At 59.2% G+C, this 19,281-nt stretch carries 12 protein-coding genes; 8 read left to right on the top strand and 4 right to left on the bottom strand.

Going from position 1 to position 19,281, the window contains the following annotated elements:
- The first annotated feature begins 1 nt into the window (after position 1).
- The 7 genes from EKL15_RS15920 (at position 2) to EKL15_RS15890 (ending at position 12,256) form a co-directional block, all read left to right on the top strand.
- Positions 2-1,756, top strand: coding sequence for a hypothetical protein (locus EKL15_RS15920; protein ID WP_100395857.1), 1,755 nt, complete (start codon positions 2-4; stop codon positions 1,754-1,756).
- Positions 1,753-3,183 (top strand): hypothetical protein, encoded by a 1,431-nt coding sequence (locus EKL15_RS15915; RefSeq protein WP_100395734.1) that lies wholly within the window; start codon positions 1,753-1,755, stop codon positions 3,181-3,183. The genes EKL15_RS15920 and EKL15_RS15915 overlap by 4 nt, the downstream gene beginning before the upstream one ends.
- 21 nt (positions 3,184-3,204) lie before the next feature.
- Complete coding sequence (locus EKL15_RS15910) at positions 3,205-5,361, top strand: hypothetical protein (protein WP_060418685.1); 2,157 nt, start codon at positions 3,205-3,207, stop codon at positions 5,359-5,361.
- Between the two features lie 128 nt (positions 5,362-5,489).
- Positions 5,490-7,256, top strand: a complete 1,767-nt coding sequence (locus EKL15_RS15905; protein ID WP_283439582.1) for a hypothetical protein — start codon at positions 5,490-5,492, stop codon at positions 7,254-7,256.
- Between the two features lie 13 nt (positions 7,257-7,269).
- Positions 7,270-8,928 (top strand): hypothetical protein, encoded by a 1,659-nt coding sequence (locus tag EKL15_RS15900; protein ID WP_060418681.1) that lies wholly within the window; start codon positions 7,270-7,272, stop codon positions 8,926-8,928.
- Between the two features lie 9 nt (positions 8,929-8,937).
- Entirely contained in the window at positions 8,938-10,848 is a 1,911-nt protein-coding gene (locus tag EKL15_RS15895; protein WP_197808404.1) for a hypothetical protein, read from the top strand.
- Entirely contained in the window at positions 10,829-12,256 is a 1,428-nt protein-coding gene (locus EKL15_RS15890; RefSeq protein WP_141959338.1) for a hypothetical protein, read from the top strand. The genes EKL15_RS15895 and EKL15_RS15890 overlap by 20 nt, the downstream gene beginning before the upstream one ends.
- Before the next feature lie 60 nt (positions 12,257-12,316).
- On the opposite strand, the gene EKL15_RS15885 is transcribed toward EKL15_RS15890, so the two are convergent.
- The 4 genes from EKL15_RS15885 to EKL15_RS15870 all read right to left on the bottom strand — a co-directional run bounded on the left by EKL15_RS15885 (position 12,317) and on the right by EKL15_RS15870 (position 17,538).
- The gene (locus EKL15_RS15885; protein WP_049199733.1) at positions 12,317-13,030 is read right to left on the bottom strand and encodes a flagellar brake protein; all 714 of its coding nucleotides are present in this window, start codon (positions 13,028-13,030) and stop codon (positions 12,317-12,319) included.
- A gap of 76 nt (positions 13,031-13,106) precedes the next feature.
- Positions 13,107-13,889, bottom strand: coding sequence for an N-formylglutamate amidohydrolase (locus EKL15_RS15880; protein ID WP_197808403.1), 783 nt, complete (start codon positions 13,887-13,889; stop codon positions 13,107-13,109).
- A 101-nt stretch (positions 13,890-13,990) separates the two neighbouring features.
- The gene (gene olsF / locus EKL15_RS15875) at positions 13,991-15,712 is read right to left on the bottom strand and encodes an ornithine lipid synthase OlsF (protein WP_049199741.1); all 1,722 of its coding nucleotides are present in this window, start codon (positions 15,710-15,712) and stop codon (positions 13,991-13,993) included.
- A 155-nt stretch (positions 15,713-15,867) separates the two neighbouring features.
- Positions 15,868-17,538: a DUF4091 domain-containing protein gene (locus tag EKL15_RS15870; protein WP_203089878.1), complete on the bottom strand. Its 1,671-nt coding sequence runs from the start codon at positions 17,536-17,538 to the stop codon at positions 15,868-15,870.
- Between the two features lie 465 nt (positions 17,539-18,003).
- On the opposite strand from EKL15_RS15870, the gene EKL15_RS15865 reads away from it, so the two are divergent.
- Positions 18,004-19,257 carry a sugar ABC transporter substrate-binding protein gene (locus EKL15_RS15865; protein WP_087762749.1) on the top strand — a complete coding sequence of 418 codons (1,254 nt, stop codon included), beginning with the start codon at positions 18,004-18,006 and terminating at the stop codon, positions 19,255-19,257.
- The last annotated feature ends 24 nt before the right edge of the window (positions 19,258-19,281 follow it).

The following is a 19,281-nucleotide window of genomic DNA, read 5'->3' as shown; positions in this document are numbered from 1 at the left end:
CATGTATGAAGGCTACCCCGACTTCCAGCGCATTATTATCTGCGATGATCAACGTTTCGTCGCCGCGTATCGGCAAAACGACGCCTATTATTTATATCCGCAGGCGCTCAGCATTCTGGCGGCCGACCCGTTGGCTTTCTCGCTGGATATCGTGCGCAGCTACAGTACCGAAAGCCTCTACGGCTGGCTGAATTTCACCACGCAATTGCAGTTCGCCGGTGAACAAAGCCTGCAGGTATTCAAGCAACAGTATCCGGATTGTGCGGTGAAGGCGCTGCCGGTCTTGCCGGGCAGCCTGGGATTCGACGTGCCCATCGACTACCACAGCGAACTGTACGGCCGGCACTACGACACCACCTGGTATTCGGCACAGTGCAGTCAATTCATCATTCTGCTCAATGCGGCAAGCACTCAGTTGATCGAGCGCACCCTGCTCGATGAGACGATAGGCTTCAACGCGCGTCTGGACGGTTTCGTCGAAGGCGTATCGCCGCGTCTGGCCTACCGGGTGGAATTTGATGCCCGTGCGCTGATCCTGGCCCTGGCCGCCGGCGTGGAAGGTGCCCATGCCGTGGGCGATACCGGGATTGTCTTTCCCTACGACGGGCTAACCCTCTACCTCAGCCGCAACCTCACCCACTTGCCGCTCGACATCGACCCACCGCCACCGGTTAACGATCCGGCCGGGGATCTGTTGCTCAGCCAGGCTTTGCTCGACCGGCTATACAACCTGTACGGTGCGCCGTCTGCCGGCCCCGCCGCCGGCAATGTGGCGCAGATCCTTCTGACGCCGCCCCCGCATACCGGCCGGACCCGGTGCGATTTGGCCAATGTCGCGCTGACTCAGCGGCCACTTTGCTTCACGTTGGATCCGTTCGCCGCCGCGCAGCAGATCGCCAAAGTTTCGCCCGATACCATTATCCATCGTACCACCGCACCGCCGCTGCCGGCGGGAGAGCGAGAGATCAACGTCTTTTACGCCTACCCGCTGGGGCTGCAATCCGGCGTTACGATCGATATTCAGCTGACCGTACCGCCCGGCAATATCTACCCGATCGAGCAAACGCAAACGCTGGCGCTGCGCCCCGACCGCACCTGGTTAACCTTCAAGTTTCACAACAGCGCGCTGGATGCACAGCCGTTTTTCTACCAGATCCGCGTGAATTACCCGCAAGACGGCGTTTACCGCACGTTGCCCGGCGAACAACGTCGCTGCGACGAGGATAACCTGGTACTGGATTACGCCGCGCTGCCTTGCCGCTTCCTGACCCTTTATCTCGACCCAACGTTCGCCCAGCAAAGCCGACTTGGCGGCCCCTATTACTCCGCCGACTGGCGCCAAACGTGGGCGCTCAGCGCATCGGCGCCCTATTTCAGCGCACCGATCCTGGGCGACCCGACTTTTGCCGAGGCGACCGCCTATTCGCTTTCCGGCGACGGCGCCGTCCCGTTACCCGCCCCGATCGTGCAAAACGCCACCATCGGCGCCTACAGTTTTCCGCAGTTCGGCGCACAGCAGGCGACGATCACCGTTCGGCTGCCGCCGCAGTCGCTCAGCGCCGTACTGAGTTTTCAGCCGCAGGACAGCGAGCGCACCAGCGAGCGCACTTTTACGCATTCGCAGCCGAGCTTCGTCTACAAATGGAACGTCACCTCCATTTTCGCCGCCGGCTTCCGCTACAAGACTCCCACTGGCCCCTGGTCGCCTTATGTCACCGGCGACCAAACGATCGATATCAAGGGTGATACACCATGACCGACGAATTGGATCCGCAACGTACGTTGCAAAACTTCTTTCTTCTTGACCGCGCGCTGGCGTTTCACGACCAAACGCGCCCCAGCGGCTGTTACACCTACGGCAGCTATACGCCGCAGGTGGTGCAGGAAACGCCGGCCGGCAAGATCAGCTCGCTGCATTTGCTGACCAGCCCCGGCGGCGGCCTGGCGACCTTCATTGCACCGAAGCTGCCGGTCGACAGGGCTGCGATCGAGGACTATATCCGCCGCCATTTCGTCCCCGCTCCGGAAACCATCACCCTGGAGCAGGAGGAGATCCAGCAATCGCTGTGGCTGCACTTCGCGCAGCGGCCGGCTGCTGCCGCCTACAGCGTCGAATTTGAACAGTCCAAAATGGCGTTGACCCATGAGGAGTCTGGCCGGCTGGCGGGCGCGATCCAGGGAACAAAAGACCAGGTCTATTTTCTCACCCGCAGCCGATTCAGCGTCGACAGCCGCGTCAATGCCCGTTTGCAGGCCGATTGGGTCGCGTTTGTCACCCTGGCCTTCAACGAGCAGGCGCGGCAACCGGAAGCGATCGCCAGGCTGCTGAACCAACAAATCGACGCCGGCGTCGTCATTGTGCAAGCGCAGTTCGACAATGCGCCTTCAGAACAGACGCAAGCTCGCGTTCGCCAGGCGTTGGTAAACACCGCCTCACTGCTGATCGCCAACACGCTACGCAATATCTCGTCGCCAGAACAAATCCCCAACAAGCTGAATTACCAGATCGAATACGACGACACCGTGCCCCAGCGCTATCTGCTGGAGCAGCAACGCGACATTGCCGAACTGCTGAATCGGCTGCCGGCCGACGGCATCATCTCCTTTACCGCTACGCCCCTGCCGGAACCCAGCAGGCCGGATAAGCCGATCGAGCCTCAACGCTGCACCGTCAGCCTGGGATTTGATCCGAAAGGCTTCAATATCATGGCGATAGAGCTGCGCTGGGCAGATCAACAGACGCCGATGGCATGGCCCAGCTTCCCGCCAGTGACGCTGGAAACGACAGCGGCGGTGAGCGATATCGCACTCAAGGTGACCTTCGCCGATTACACCAGTTTCGAGAGCCGGCTGGCGTGGCAGAACGCCATCGCGCTGACGCCGCAGGATGTGGGTTTCTATAGCCTGCTGTTCGACGCCGAGTCTCTGAAGTCCGAATTCAAAACGATCTCCGGCAGCGCCAGCTATCTCCCGGCGGGCCAGGGCAAGAAACAAAACTTCACCTTCGCCTTTTCCGCCGCGCAGTGGCAGGCCACCTGGTGGATCAACGCCCATGCCGCCGGCCTCAACGGCCGGGTGGACTATCGCTGGCAAGGGAAAACGGCGGCGTTATTCCCCAAAAACTACGACTCCGGCCCCCTGCAGGCCACCACCGGCCCCATCAAACTGCAATACCACAAGTGACATAAACAAGAGGACCGCCCTATGTTAACCACCGCTTTGCAGCAATCGATAAAAATCGACGTCACCGAGTATTTGGGCGTCAAGGAATACGCGTATACCTGCTACGGCGACAGCGACAGCAAAGATATCTTCTATGTGGTGCCGGAGATCCCGGTGTTTGCCAAACGGGATACCAATACGCCGAGCTTCATGTTTTACAAATACCGCAGCGAAGATACGCAAGGCGGCTACGCGCAATTCACCGTGCAGCTGCCGCAGCCGAATGCGGAAATGAAAGACCGCATCCGCCTGCAGCTGTATAACGGCCTTGGCAGAAAAGACGGCCCGCTGGATAAAAAATCCAAGCTCATTGTCGACTACATCAAGGCAAAACAGGCCTATGAAGCGGACCCGGAAAACAACACCAAGAAGACCGCGATGGACCAGGCGCAGAAGAATACCGGCCTGAGCGATGAACAGCTCAACCGGTTTGTCGCGCTCTACGACGGCAACAAGGGCGACGATCAATTCCTCAGCGAACTGATGCCGGCGGACGCTGCAAAAATCGAACTGATGCAGCCGCGCTACACCTCGGCGCAGGCCATGCTGATCCTCGACGGCAACGATAAGTTCTATCGCCAGATCCCAACGCCGCTGTCCCCCTCCGGCCTCGGCGACAACAATACCGTGTTCAGCCTGTCGCTGACCGGGGAAGGCGCCACGCTGTTTGAACAGGTGCTGAAAGGCACCGATAAAAACGCCAGTGTCGGCGTGCGCTTCGACCTCTCCCTGGATGCCTCCATGTCGGCGGCCAAAGTGATCGTCACCTACAACAGCGAGCAGGCCAAGTCCGTAGCGCAAACCATCAACTACCACACCTGGTCGGCCGACGAGAAAAAGATCGAGCAGGAGTTTTACGCCAAGGAAGCGATCAAGGTGGACGTGCGGATCGGGTTGACGGCGCAAGAGATGGGCATGGAACCTGCCGCCTATGATAAATGGAAGGAAAGTCTGCGGAACTGGGGACAACAGCAGGTCGAGCAGATCCTGAGCAGCCAAACCGGCATCGACATGAGTCTCAATTTGCTGAATGACGCCGGCAGCTTCGAAAAATTCCAGTCCAAAATCTCGCAAACTCTGAGCTTCACCCGCGAATATGAAGAGAACGCCGTGGTGTCCTCCACCATTTACCCGCAAACTCAGCTGCCGTCGATACGCTCAATCGTCGGCGAAGCCGATTTGGATCAGTACTTCAAAGAGTACGATCTCCACGATCCGTTCTATCAGTACATCCAGCCGGAGTTCTTCGTCACCGAAGACATGGCCAAGTATGACATCGCCAATATCGTGGTCACCGCGATATACGACGACGATCTCAAGAGCACGCTGACCTTTACGCCGAAGGATCCGGGGCCGAAGAAAACCGACAAGTGGTTTATCAAACCCGAGCTCGGCCGCGCCTACCGTTATCATTACACCGTCAACTTCACCGGCATGCAGGCCAGGCCTTACCTGTCTGGGGACATCCAGGTCAAAGACGATCTGGTGGTCACCATCAACGCGGCGCAAAGCGGCATCGTCTACGCAGATATCTCCACCCTGCTCAACCCGCTGGGCTGGGAGGTCTTCAGCCAGGTCGTGGTCAAGACCCAGTACGAAGACAAAGAGCACAGCGTGCCGCTCAAGCAATACACCCAGGTGATCAGCGACAAGAACCCGCCGGTGCCGTTTATTTATCCGATCGGCACCAACGTGGAAAAGCCGCTTTATTATTCGGCCGACTACTATGCGCTGGACGGCGACAGCCTGACCTACCTCCCGCCGGGCGTGGAAAGCAACCCGCAGCTGCCCGGCTATGGCGAAACGCGCGGCAATCAGATCCTGATCGCCAACGCCCTGCCGAAGCAGCAGAAATACACCATCATCTTCAAACCGTCGCAAAAAGACGTTTCGCTGATCACCTTCGAGATGACGGTGAACTACCCGAAATGGGACTTCTCGCAAACGCAGCCCATTGCGTTAACCGAGTTCGACACCAAGTCACTCACGCAGTACCTGACATTCAACCTGATGCAGCAAGAGAAAGGCAACGAGCCGCAGATCAGCTACACCGCCACGGTCTATTACGGCGATAACCAGGAGAAAACCGTCACCAAGCCGATCACGGGCACCAGCACCATCGTGGTCGTGACCTTCTGACGGCCGGTCTCCGCCGGAGCAAGCACGCCTTGCTCCGGCTCCCTCTCCGATGACGTGAGGTTGCCGCTATGCGCGATCAGGTAATCATGCAAGACATCTGTTTTATTCGAGCGGACCCGGATCGGCCCGTGTATTACTACTGTGCCGCCGCGCCGAGCGTGCAGGTCACCGCAGGCAATCAACCCGATGTCCAACTGCAAATTTTCAGAAACCTCAACCAACCGGACGATCTTTACTACGCCACGCTGTCGTTGCAGACCCAGTTGGCCAGTTCGCCCGACGCGGCGCAACGCGCCGCCGACGCCAGCCCGGATATACCGCGCGATGCGATCTTATTGCCGCTACAGGCGATCGCCTGCAGCGCGACGCTGAATATCCCCGATCTTATCCCCGGGCAGACCAGCAAAACCTCGCTGAGCGACCAGCAATATTGCTACCTGTCCGCCAAACTGGACGACGACGACGATATCCTGCTGCTGGCAAGCCTGATGCGCACGCCGGCCTCGACGCCGATCGCCGTCAGTTACAAAATCGACTACCTGCAGCAACTGCCGCCGGCCACCTTCGAGCTGGAAGCCAACTGGGACCAGGTTTACCGTTACCTGCAGCGCTCGATAGGCTTTAACCTGCTGATCTTTAGCGTCGGTATCGAGCAGACATCCGCCCAGTTGATCAGCGAGAAAATCGTCACCGTCAAAGTCAGGGACACCGATCCCGACGGCCATATGGCGCAGGCGGCCGCCGAACTGACGCAGATCCTCACCAGCCAGTTCTTCACGCCGGTTATCGCCAACGAACCGCAGCAGACAAGCCCCAAAGCCGGCTTTTATCTACAACAGGTCTCGGTTGAAAACATCGATCAACGCCGCCTGAGCGGCAAGATCAGCGAAACCACCGTCGTGCAGCGTTCGCTCTATCCGCAGGCCCTGTTCGCCCAGTTGGTCAACGGCACGGACTATCAGGCCGATCGCGCGATCGTCAAACGCGATCTGCAGGATGACTTTTTCGCCTATCGCGAGGTGCGGGTCAGCCTGCTGTCGGATGCGCTTGACGCCAATATCCTGCTGGTGACGGCCCGGTTGCGCTATGGCTCAAACAGCCGACAGCTGAAATTTACCCGCGACGACTTCGGGCCCAAACCGTTTAAGGAACCCAGTCTGATCGACCCGAAAACGGGAAAAATGCTGTGGCCGGTCGAGTATGACTTCACCGTGTACTTCAACCAGTCGATAGGTGGCGTGACTTCGGTCAGCTCCGGCAGCCTGCAAACGGAGATGAGCGAGGTCTTTCTGGACGTCGAGTCGCTCTACGGCCGCTATGATTTCGCGATCGAAGCAGCGCAACAGTTTGACTGGCAGCGCTATCAATCCGTGCTGGTCACGCTGCGCTATCGCCACCGGCAACAGCCGAACAGCAGCGTGTCGCGCAGCTTCCAACTTGACCAGACCAGCCCGCGAGCCCACTACCCGGTCATGCTGCCGGAGCCGGACGAATACCAATTCGACGTCGACAAAACCTACAGCGCCGCCGTCAACTCACCGCATATCTCCGCCGAGCTGCAAGAACCGACCGGTCAGGACGTCTACCTGTTCTCGACCCTGTATCGCCAGCGCGTGCTGACGCTGTCGGCCGACATGGACTGGCGCCGGGTGGAAATGGTCATCGTTTCCGCCAGCTACGCCTGCACGCCGGCGGAAACGCTGCAGCAGGTGTTTCAATTTACCGAATCCGATGCCGCCCCGCGCTGTTTCAGCGCCGATCAGCTTGATCCGGAGCAGATGATCGTCTGTCTGGATATCTGGTTTACCTATCAACCCGGCGAAGGCGGCGATCGGCCCGAAAACGTGCAGTGCTCGACCGACGCCAACGCTCTCGATCTCGCCACCCTCAGTTAACTAAGGAAACGCCATGTTATTACTCAGAGCCAAAACCGCCACCATCAACAACATCACCTTCTTCGCCGACGATTCAGACGATAACCAGTTCTGGTATCTGCCCGGTGATATCCACATTGCGCAGAAGTCGGGCGAACCGGTGTTTTCGCTGATCAAATACACCGGCGACGCCAGCGATCCGCAAGGGGGATACATCAACTTCGAGGTCAATACGGCGATCGACGAAGCGGTGTTGAACCGTGCCTTCAACGACTATCTGCGCAAACTGAACGTTGATCCCAAGAATGCCCGCAAGGCCCAGGTGCCGTATGATAAAGGCACGGTGAACTTCTTCGTGCTCGACGCGGGTGCCACCAACGGTGAGCTGATCAGCGCCCCTTGCCCCAGCCTGTTCGGCAACAACAGCGCCATTTTCAGTGCCAAGCTGACGCCGTCCCAGGCGGTGATCCTCGAAGCCGCGTTCACCCAGGCCAAGGCGCCGGCCGCCGTCGCCTATAACCTCAGCTTCACCGGCATCACGCCGGCGCTGAAGGTCGAAGTGACCGCACAGTTCGAAAGCATCTACAAAGAATTCGATCTGAAATTCGGCGCCAACATTCCCATTCCGGTTGAGACGCCGGCCAGCTTCTGGCTGGGCTTCGACAGCGTCATCAAAAAACTGCAGCAGGATCAGAAACTGGTGATCAAGGTCACCGAAAGCATGCCGGGCGACGAAGAGGCCAAAGAGAAAGAGTGGGCACTGCAGTTCGTCAAGGAAGAGATCCTGAAAAGCTTTTTCAGCGCCACGCTCAAACCTAACGACGACAGCAACCCGCAGGCGAAATCCGCCAGCGACGCCATTCTGGATTCGCTGATCGCCAGCGACAAGAAAGAAGGCGAAGAAGCCGGCAAAGGCGGCCTGTTCCCCAGCGCTTCGCTGGAGATCAAGCTGGTGCGGATCGAGGAAACCAAAAGCCTGAACTTCAACTACACCTCGTCGAAAGCCCTCAGCCAGTCCGCCGTGCCGCAAAACTTCATCGGCAGCGATATCCTGCACGCCCAAAAAACCGCGCCCTACTTTATTCAGGTCAACGTCAACGATCCGTTCTTCCAACAGCTGGATTTGACCGTGCTCGGGCCGGACAGCTTCGAGGAGTACGGTATCAAGGCCGCCACCTTCAACATCCGTTACAACAACCAGGTTTATACCGGCGCGCCTTTCACCAACGATGACGGGACATGGACCAAACGCATTGCCCGCAGCAGCGATAAGAACGAGCTGTTCCATATCACCAGCGAATTCGCGTTCAAATCCGCAGCCTCCTCGGGCTGGGAAGGCAGCAGCAGCTATCAGCCGCAGTCCAAATCGGCCTCGACCCTGCTGAACATGGATCCCGGCTCGGTGCTGTCTTTCAACGAGATCAGTATCTTCCTCGACCGCAAATTCTCGTGGGAAAACTGTAACCAGGTCATGGTGGAGCTGAGCTATCAGGACGACAAAGGAAGCCGCAAGACCAAGAAATATACCTTTACGCAAGGCGCGCACGAGAGCCAAACGTTCAAATACCGCTGTCTGACGGAGAAGCCCTGGGCGGTCAATTACACACTGATCTACTTCCTGGTTGGCGGGGAAACCGTCGAACGCAGCGGCAGCGAAAACCCGCCGGCGATCGTCATCCCCAACCTGGTTTAGGTGAGCACCATGATCGATCGCAACGCAGTGTTACCCGCGGCATGGAACGCCCTGGTCAACGCCCTGTGCAAGGAAGCGCCCCATTTGCAAAACACGCTGGCCCCGGACGTCGCCCGCTTCAGCCGGACGAAGGCGACGCCCGGCGGTTTGTCCGCCGCGTTTACCACCAGCCTGCTCGGTTATAACGGCAGCCCGCTGGAGTTCACCGTGTCGTCGGCCAAACCGCAGGGGCTCGCCTGCACGCTGGATCCCTTTTTACCGCGCTATGCGCAGCGCCGCAGCGCCGGCGCCTTTGCCCGACACTGTGAGGCGATCACCGCGGCCCCGCTCGCCGATCCCGCCAACAGCCTGGAGGCGGTGCGACGTATGCAATGTGCAAGCGTTCAGCCGCTGCGCTTCGGCGCCTGGCTGGGGCGAAAATACGCCCCGGACGCCATCAAAACCAAGGTCTACGTTGAAACCCCCGCGGACATGGCGGCCGCACCCGATGGCTTGCAAGGGCCGCTCACCGCCGAGGCCCGCCGCGCGGCGGGATTGACGCTGCTGATGGTGGGGTATTATCCGGAATCTGCCGACTCTCCGCGCGAATATTACTACCAGTGGCACAGTGCGCGGATCACGCGTGACGATATCCTCGCCGTCATGCGGCTGTTCGAGGGAGAAAGCCGTTTTTCCGCCCTGATGCCGCTGCTGGACCGCGCGCTGCGGCAGCAGGACAGGCGGGACTTCCCCCCGACCACCTACGGATTCAGTCTGGGATACGCGCCGGACGGCAATCTGGAGAGTTTTACGCTGTTCGCCATGGCGGCAAGTTTTTTCGGCGACAACCGCCGCGTTTTCGACGGCATCACCGCGCTGCTGGCGCCCGATGGCCAAGCCATGCCGCTGCTTAACCGCGCGGTGAGCGAACAGGTTCCGTTGCAGTACAACGTCGTCGGTTTTTCCTGCGATCGCCAGGGCAATCACAGCGTCAGCTGCACGTTCAGCCCGCAAAACGCGCATTTCGAAATCCTGCCATGCAAAGCGCGCGAAACGGCACCGCTTGTGCCATTGCCGTTGGCGGAGCTGTTGGCGCAGCAGTGTGCCAGCGGCGCCTTTCCCTCTCATATCAGAACGCCGGATGGCCGCTGGCACAAGGATGAAAATGCTTTTGTCACCGCCCAGGTGCTGCGCACGCTGGATTATACCGCCCAGACCGCGCCCCATATCGAGCTGGCGCTCGACTTTTTGCTCGGTTGCGAGAGCCGCCCGCACCACTTCCATTTTTGGCCTGCCGGCAAGCACCCCGCCTGGATGGCGGGCCAGCGGATCGACGCTGACATCGACGATACCGCCATTATCACTGAGCTCTTGTATCGATTTCATCGGCGCTCGTTGGCGCAAGCCAGACAGACGCTGGCGCAGATGCAGGCTTATCAGGTACAGCGCGTCGAACGGCGGCTGCAGACGACGCCCTATCCCTGGGCCGAGTGTTACGCCTTTCACACCTGGATGAAAGACGACGGCGACATCACGCAACTGGACTGCTGCGTGAATACCAACGCGCTGATTTTAATCCATACGTTGACCGCCGCTCACGGCAGCCCGCCGCCGGCCTATCCGCGCATTATCCAAATGCTGAATCAGGCGGTGAGCTGGAGCGACGGCGATTACAACCGCCTCAACGCGTTAACGCCCTATTATGCCCACCCGCATGAGTGGCTGAGTACGCTGGAATACGCCAGGCGGCAAGGGGTGCCGCAGCTTGCACCGGCGATCGATGCGCTGGCCGCCTGGCGCTTGCCGGCGACCAACGACGAAAGCCCGCTCTATCGCCGTCACGACGGTCATTTTCTTTGGACTTCCGCCTGCCTGAACCAGTTCAGACATCTGGCACGCCTTTCTTCCCTGGAGGATCGCTATGAACATCTTTCTCAATGATCTGGTGACGCTGAACAAGGTCATTTTGGACAACGCGCGCGAACAGTTTCCCGACGCCGAAGCCCCCCGTCTGCGCTACCGCGCCGCGCCCGCGCCGGTGGCCGACGAACTGCAGGCCGATGTTTGTACCGAAGTCGTCTCGGGAGAGACGCGCTATCGCATCGCCACCAGCAGTGACGGTACGCGCTGGCATATGACGGTGGATTTCGCACTCAGCCGCGCCGTTCAGCAGGTGCCCTACGTGGTGCTGACCTTCAGTACTTTCGGCAAGGTTGAAGAAATGATCTTCGAACAGGTTTTGCTGGACGTCCCGCCGACCCGCTACCGCGCCCAGCTCGACCTGGACCGCCTGGAACAGCGTGACGCGCTGCTGCGAGCGCTGTCGGATTATGACTCGCAAACCACGCTAGTGGTCGCCATCGTCACCGATAACGGGCTCCTCAACACCATCACCTCGCCGAAAGTCTTCTACTTCGCCGAGAACTACTATCCCTATATCTATCAGGGCATCCTGCCGCCGCCACCGCGCCTGCAGCTGATCCTCACGCCGCTGGCCTTCGGGCATCTGTGGTACAACTACTATCAGGACTATGTACGAAAAAACTATCTTTATTACCTGCCGGATACTTTCCTGCTGGCGACCAACGCCGCCGACGACGACAAACCGATGCTGTCTATCTCGTTTTCTGCAGCGCCGCACGCAACCTCGCTCAACGATGTCGAGGTGACGTTCGACTATTTCCTGTCACCCAAGGTCAATCAGGCGCGCATCGGCGACGCCACCGCACAGTTCACGCAGATGCAACCGGACGGCAAGCTGGCACCGTTCGCCAACGCGGACACCCTGACGCTGCTGCTGGGGCTGCCGGACGGCAAAACGGAGGAAAAAAACGCGCTGATCAATCTGCAGAGCGGTATCGTGGATTCATTCACGCTGCCCGCCAGCCAATTTGGATTAATTTGGGATGCCTTCTTCGATCGGTCGCCGCAAAACCTGCTGCTCAAGGGGTATCTGGCCGTGCAATTCACCGGCTTCAACCCGGATAATCTGCCCGTAGCGCTGGCGCTGGACGCCAAATACCAGAACAGGCTGCCGGATTTCATCAAGCAATCCGCACCGGCGGACATCAATAAGACCGTGGAATTCCGCAGCGACGCCGGCGCCTACGATCCTGCCGGGCCGCGGCCGATCAAGCGCATGCTGGTCAGCATCGACAACCAGACCATTGAGCTGGACAAGGAGCACCCCGTTCAATCGGTTAACGTGAAGATTTCCGTGCTGGAACTGATCCTGCATCCGGACAAGAAGCTGGTGTATCACTACGATTTGCAGATTATCTACGTCGACGGCGGCAAAAAGTCCTCCTACGACAATACGTCCAGCTTCGAGATTATTTACGTCCCCTGAACGGGGAGAGAATGGCGGCGCGGCCGGGCGGCATCCAGCCCGACGCGCCGGAACAGAGGATCAGCGTTTTTTCTTTTTGTTGAAATCCAGCTCGAAGGCGAACACCGCGCTCTGGATTTTGCGCTCCATCGCCAGCCCCAGCTTGAGGAAGCGGCATGACAGGCGCGAGAAGTGTACCACCTGATCGTTGTCGTCAGTTTCCTGATCGTCGTTGACCACCACCAGCTCCATGTTGACCTTGAAGCTGCCGTAGCTGCCCAGATCCAGCAGCGCTTTCTTGAACTGCAAACCCGGCTGGAAGAATTCCGGCAGCGGGCCGTCGAAGCGCAAACCGACGCCGCCGGCGGACAGATCGTGGATCCGCAGTTCATAAGGCGTACCGTCCGGGTATTCGCCGGTGCAGAAGAATTGACGCCAGTGCGGCGTGGTGATGCGGAACTGGCGACGGCGCTGAATGTAAACCAGCTCCTGCGGCAGACGGGTCGAGCAGGCCTGGACGCCCTGATGTTCGGTCAGCTCCGCCTGGCCGACGGAAAACTCGATTTTGGCGTCGTTGCTTTCAATCACGATGGTGCAGGCGCCGTCGATGGCGCTCGCGGCTTCCTCACCGCTAAACACGATATTGTCCGGCCCGACGCTCAATAACAGACTTTGAAACCGGTGCTGCTGATTTTCTACGCGCAGCGGCGTGCGTTGTTTGCAAATTTCACGCAGAATCGCCAGAACTTCAAAACGCTCCCGTTTGATAAACAGTCCGTTATCGCTGTGCTCCACACGTCTCTCCTGACTTTTTTTCTAATGACGTCTTACGTATTCCTTACGGTTATCATCTCTGGGAATATTCCTAAAGTCAAATTTGCCAGCGTTGCCAGGCCTGCGGCAACAGGCGCGCGAAACGTTTCGCCCACGCCTGCTGCCCGCGTTCGTCGGCGATCAGATCCTGGCGAATTTCGATGCCGACATAAGGCAAACCGCGGCGTTCCGCATGAACCGGCAACGTATAGTCGGTGGCGTCCGTCATCGCATAAGGTTCGTTGATGCCCACCTGCAAATCCCCCTCTTCGCGCAGCAGCTCGGCCAGCAGATGGGCAAACTCCGGGTAGCGGTTAAACAACAGCCCCACCTGCCAGGGGCGCGATGCCCCTTTAAACACCGGCGTAAAGCTGTGCATGGCGATCACCGCCGTCGGCAGTTCACGCAGTTGACGTTGCCCCAAATGATCGTCGATGGCGTGGTGATACGGCAAAAACACCTCGCGCTCGCGCGCCAGCGCGTGTTCGGCGTCGATACCGATATTGCCTGGGATCGGCGTCAGCTCGGACAAGTGCGGGATCGAGCTGGCGATGCCGGGCGCCCGGTTGCAGTCGATCACCAACCGCGAATAGCGCTGATGGATCAGCGTTGCGTCAAGTTGGCGGCTCAGATGGCGCGACACGCTCAGCGCGCCGATATCCCAGCCGATGTGGCGTTCAATCTCCCCGGGCGGTAAGCCGAGATCGCCGAGGGCTTGCGGTATCGCCTTGCCGGCATGATCGCACAGCAGCAAAAATGGCGCTTTGCCATGCGGGATTTCAACGGCGGCGGCAGAGGGTTCATCGGCGGACAATAACGGCGGGATAAACGAGTGAGGCATGCAAGGCTCCGGCGGTGGAAAGCGAAACGTTTATCGTAGCGCTATCCCGTCGCCGGCCCCAAGGTCGTGCTTAGATCAAAAAGGCATGAGTCAGACTACAATCATGCCGTCTCGGCTGGCTGTGGCTGGTGCACCGCAATATAACGCTGATAGCGCGACGGCTTGAGCCGCGTGGTGTCCACCAGCACCAGCCCGTCGATGCAGTTGTTGAACGCCGGATCGGTGCCGAAGTCGATAAACTGCACGCCGCCCGGCTCGCACAGCTCGGTGTACTGTTTGTACAGCGTCGGGATCGAACAGCCGATATTGCTGAGCAGGCTCTTCAGCCGCACCAGATCTTCCTGGTAGTTATCCCCGGCAAACTGCGCCAGCACCTGCGGCAGCGACGCCGGATAAGGCCGGCGCGACTGCGCGAAGGCATGATCCGGCGAGAAGTAGAGCCGATAGAAGGCGATCAGCAGATCGCGCGCCGCCAGCGGCATGCCGCCGGAGATCGACACCGGGCCGAACAGATAACGGTACTGCGGGTATTTCGACAGGTAGGCGCCGATGCCCAGCCACAAATAGTCCAGCCCGCGTTTGCCCCAATAGGCGGGCTGAATGAAGCTGCGCCCCAGCTCGATGCCCTGCGCCAGGATCGGTTCCATATCGCGGTCGTAGTGGAACAGGCTATTGCTGTAGATGCTTTCCAGCCCTTTGCGTTCGATTTGTTCGGCGGTGGGGATAAAGCGATAGGCGCCGACGATCTCCAGCTCCTCCTCATCCCACAGCACCAGGTGATAATAGTCGTCGTCGTAGCTGTCCAGATCGCGGCGGCGGCCGGAGCCTTCCCCTACCGCACGGAAGGCGATCTCGCGCAGGCGCCCCAGCTCACGCAGGATCGGCGTGCGTGCTTCATCGTGGCGGCGGTAGAGGTAGATGGTTTTACCGTCCGGCGTCACCCCCAAGCGTTCGCAGTTCGCCAGCGCTTTTTTCAGCTCCAAACGCTCTTCCGGCAGCGCGATCGGCGATTCGCTGGCGAACAGCCCCGGCTTGCCCTGGCCCAGGCGATACACATGGCGGCGAAAACGCTCCGCCAGATCCTTGGCGCTGGTGTGACCGTCATGCCAGTTGGCGAACGGCACGCGGCCGCCGATGCGGATCTTGATGCGCCCGCCCCGCTGCTGGAACATTTCGCGCACCAGCAACAGCGTCGACAGCGGCCGGTAGACCAGCGAGGTAAAGTAGAACAGGTTGCTGTTGCGCGCGCTGATATGAATAGGCACGATCGGCGCGCGCGCCTTGGCGGCCAGGCGCAGAAAGCCGGTATGCCAGTGGCCGTCGCGGATGCCCTTCGGGCTCATACGCGACACTTCGCCTGCCGGGAACAGGATCAGCGCGCCCTGATTGTCCAGCTGCTGCTGCATGCCTTCAATCTGCTTGCGGCTGGTTTTATAAGCGACGTTATCCACCGGCACGAACAGGTTGCGCAGCGGTTCAATGTAGGTCAGCAGCTGGCTGGCCACCACTTTCACATCCGGGCGCACCGCCGCGACGGCGCGCAGCAGCACCAGGCCGTCGAGCGAGCCGATCGGGTGATTGGCCACGAGCACCACCGGCCCCTGGCTCGGAATGTTTTCCAGATCGCCGTCCACCAGCTCGCAGCTGAGGTTGAAGTAGTCCACCACCTGCTCGATCAGATCGAGCCCTTTCAGGTGGGGATAGTCGGCGGCGAACTGTTTGAATTCTTTTTCGAAGAGAAGGGTTCTTAGCAGGCTGCGCTGCCAGGCAGGGGTATTGCGGTGTGGAAATGCATCTTGCAACAGAGAATCCAGGCTGAACATCGCGTTATCTCCTGACGTAGTCGCTGCAAACTTAAGCCAGAGCCGTGACTCTGACGTGTCAGTTACATGACAATAAAATGAATCCATCGACTATCAGGTATAGCAAAGTAATGGCGATTTGGGAGCGAAAGACGCATTTTCGCCCCCATTTGACCTCACATCGGCGCCAGCAACGCTTCGATGCGGCGGTTCACCGCTTCTCGCAGGCGCAGCAGCGGCCCGGCCTGGTGCGGATAACGCTTGAAGGTGATGCGCATGCCCAGCTCGCGTTCGATCAGCGCCTCCACCGTCGCCCGGTCGGTCAGACTCTCCAGCAGCTGCAGCGCACGCATGTCCTGCAGCCCCTGGTGCAGCACCCGCAGGCGCAGCGACTCCACCGGCTGCAGATCCTCGCCCGGATAGACCACGAACGGATCGCCGGAGGGAAACGCATGGCCGCTGTCGGTCACCGCGTACGGATTGATGCGCTCGCGCGAATGGGCGCTGTTATAGAAGTTGAATCCCCAATGCAGGAAGCCGGCAATGCGGTACAGATACAGCTGCACGCCCAATATGCGGTTGCGCGCCGAAGGCTGGGCGAAGAACCGATTGGCGACCTCGGTTTTCTGCACGCAGCAGTAATAGGCCCACAGGCCGGGCACCCGGTGTTCGATAAAGGGATCGATATGATCGGTCGCGGCGACCGGGGTTTCCACCAGGCCTTGCTGATAGAAAGCGAAATCCGACAGCGCGTCGAAGGTGCGGAAGCCGTCCAGTAGCGGCCGCAGCGCGGCGGCGGCGCGCCGATAGGCCGCCAGGTTGTCCAGCGTCGGCTCATCGGAAACATGGAACCACACCTGCCGTTCCAGCCCCCGTTCGCGGAACCAGGCGGTCAATTCGGGCAGCAGCGCCTGCAGGAAACGCTGATACGGTTCGCCCTGCGCATCGGTGTGCCAGCCGAAAAGCGGTCGCGCCTCGCCCTGCTCCTCCACCACGATCTTCGGCGCATGCGCCGCGCCCCATTGGGTAAACAGCGGCGCGATTTCGAAGTGCTCGATGCCCTCTTCCTGCGCCAGCGCCACCCACTGCGCCAGGCGGCTGAAATCGAAGCCATACCCCTGCGCCGAACGCGTCACCCTCACCAGCTGCACCGTGGTGCGTTCGCCGCCGACGGCGGTATCCAGCGGCGGCGTAAACAGCGGCGTCAGCAGCATATTGACCCCGGCGCGCACCGCACAGCGCACAAAGTGGCGCACTGCGCGCCAGTAATCCGGGCTGAACACCGCCAGACGGTAGTAATCCGCCAGGCAGTCGGTGTGCAACCACTCGGTGTGCAACAGCGTTTGCGGCGGCAACGCCGCCGGCACCAGATGCAGCGTCAGCGTGGCCTCGGCCAGCGCCTCGCCGCTCTGGGCATCCAGCAGCCGCAGGGTCAACGGAAAGTCGCCGGCCAGTTTCGCGTCGGCCGGCGGCGTCAGGGTCAGCCACAGGCTGCCATAATAGCGGCAGGCGGCGAAAAAACGCCGTTGCGGCAGCGGCATCAGCGGATCGGGAAATAACCCCGGCTCGGTCGTCAGGTAATTCTCGTCGGTCTCGCGATAACAGGGAAAACCGCTCGGCACCGATTGCACCTGGCGCACACTGATATACTCCACCAGCGGCCCGTCGAGTTGATAACACAGCTCATGACGGGTTTCGTTGCCCGGCGTTTGCAAACAGTACACCGCCTGCCAGGAAAGCACCTCGTTATTTAACCCGCTCAGCCGTTCCTCCACTGAAATAGGTGGCACGCTGTGGCGATGAAATACTTTCTCCAGGCAATGAGTAAATACCAGAGACAGGCGCATGATGTTCGGCCCTCTTTATTTTTAATGAATAAACACGATGAGATTCAGGCTAGCGCCTTTTATCGCCACAGACAATAGCCGGTAATAAAAATCGTTCCCATACCCTTCTTTGACTGCCGCGACCCGATTTTTTTGTTTATTTGCATCACAAAAATGAAAGAAGCTGATGCTTGCACAATAAAAATGTTTTTAATCCCCATTATGGTGCAAGGGTTATCAGTTATTCCTATGCCGGCGAGGGCCGCTAAATGCCGCGACAGCAGGGAGAAAACCCATCAACAGGTTAACGAGATGTGAACAAACCCACCTTTCACTTGGCCGCGAAAGCCTTTCGATTTTAACAACAACGAAACATTCTCGCCCCATTTTTGGGCATCCGGGGGTGTATTGACACATTGAAAGTTAAGGGATAGAAAGAATTTACGTTGCGAAAAACGTTATTCGTCGCTCACCGAGGGGAAAGCAATGTCACCGATAAAAAATACCGGACGCCTGCTGGCGCACTCTATTCTTGCCAGCGCATTATTATTACCCACCCTGCTCCACGCCGCAGATAAAATAACATTACGCTATGCCGTTTGGGACAGAAACCAATTACCTGCCGAACAGGAGATCGCCAAACGCTTTGAACAGGCCAATCCGGATATAAAAATAGAAATAGAATTAACGCCCTCTGCGCAATATTTCGTTAAATTGGATTCTGCCGCCGCCGGCGGCGTGGCGCCGGATATATTCTGGATCAATATGCCTTATTTTGTGCAATACGCCAAAAACGGCATTATGGAACCGCTGGCGCCTTATATTAAGGACAGCGGCCTTCAGCTGGACGACGTGGTCGCCAGTTCGGTGAAAGCCTACCAGTACGACGGCCAACAGATGGCCATTCCGCGCGACGTCGACTCCATCGCCGTGTGGTACAACAAAAAACTGTTCGATCAGGCCGGCGTCAGCTACCCCACCAGCGACTGGAGCTGGGACGATCTGAAAAACAAAGCCACCGCCCTGAAAAGCGGGCTGAAAGGCGCCGCCTTCCCGCTGGTGATGGATCTCAGCATCGACGGCCAGGACAGCTATATGAACCTGCTGTTCCAAAACGGCAATCACATCGTACCGAAAGACGGCCAACCCACCGACATCGCCAACGACAAATCCATCTGGGTCTACCAGCAGCTGCAGGGCATGATGAAAGACGGCCTGATGCCGAGCGCCCAGCAAATGAGCGAAGTCAAAACCGAGAACATCTTCCAGTCCAACCGCGCCGCGATGGTCTATGCCGGTTCCTGGCTGGCGGCGCCGTTCGCCAACAACCCGCTGATCAACGATCACATCGGCGTGGTAATGATGCCGAAAATTGAACGCCAGTCCGGCGTAGCGCACAGCCTGGCCTTCGCCATGTCGGCCAAAAGCGCCCACAAACAGGCCGCCTGGAAATATATCGCCTTCATGAGCAGCGAAGCCTCGCAGGCGGAGCTGGCCAAGGTGGTGATCCCGGCCAACAAGACGGCGGCCAAGGTCTGGGCGCAGCAGATCCAGAAAGTCGACGTCTCGCCTTATATCCAGACCCTTGAAGTGACCCAGGCTTACCCCACCGCCGGCACCAATACGCCGAAATGGCAGAACATGTGGATCGCCAGCCTGAAGAAAATCTTTATGGGCGCGGACGCCAAGCAGGAAATGGACAAGTCGGTCAAGAAGATCGCGCGCGTCATGGAGCAGTAATCGCCCCGCCGCGGCGCGCTACCC

The organism is Serratia sp. 4542, assembly GCF_016805595.1.
GTDB classification, from domain to species: Bacteria; Pseudomonadota; Gammaproteobacteria; order Enterobacterales; family Enterobacteriaceae; genus Serratia; species Serratia nevei.
Note: the sequence above shows the minus strand (reverse complement) of the source record. Positions and strands in the feature narration are given on the sequence as shown.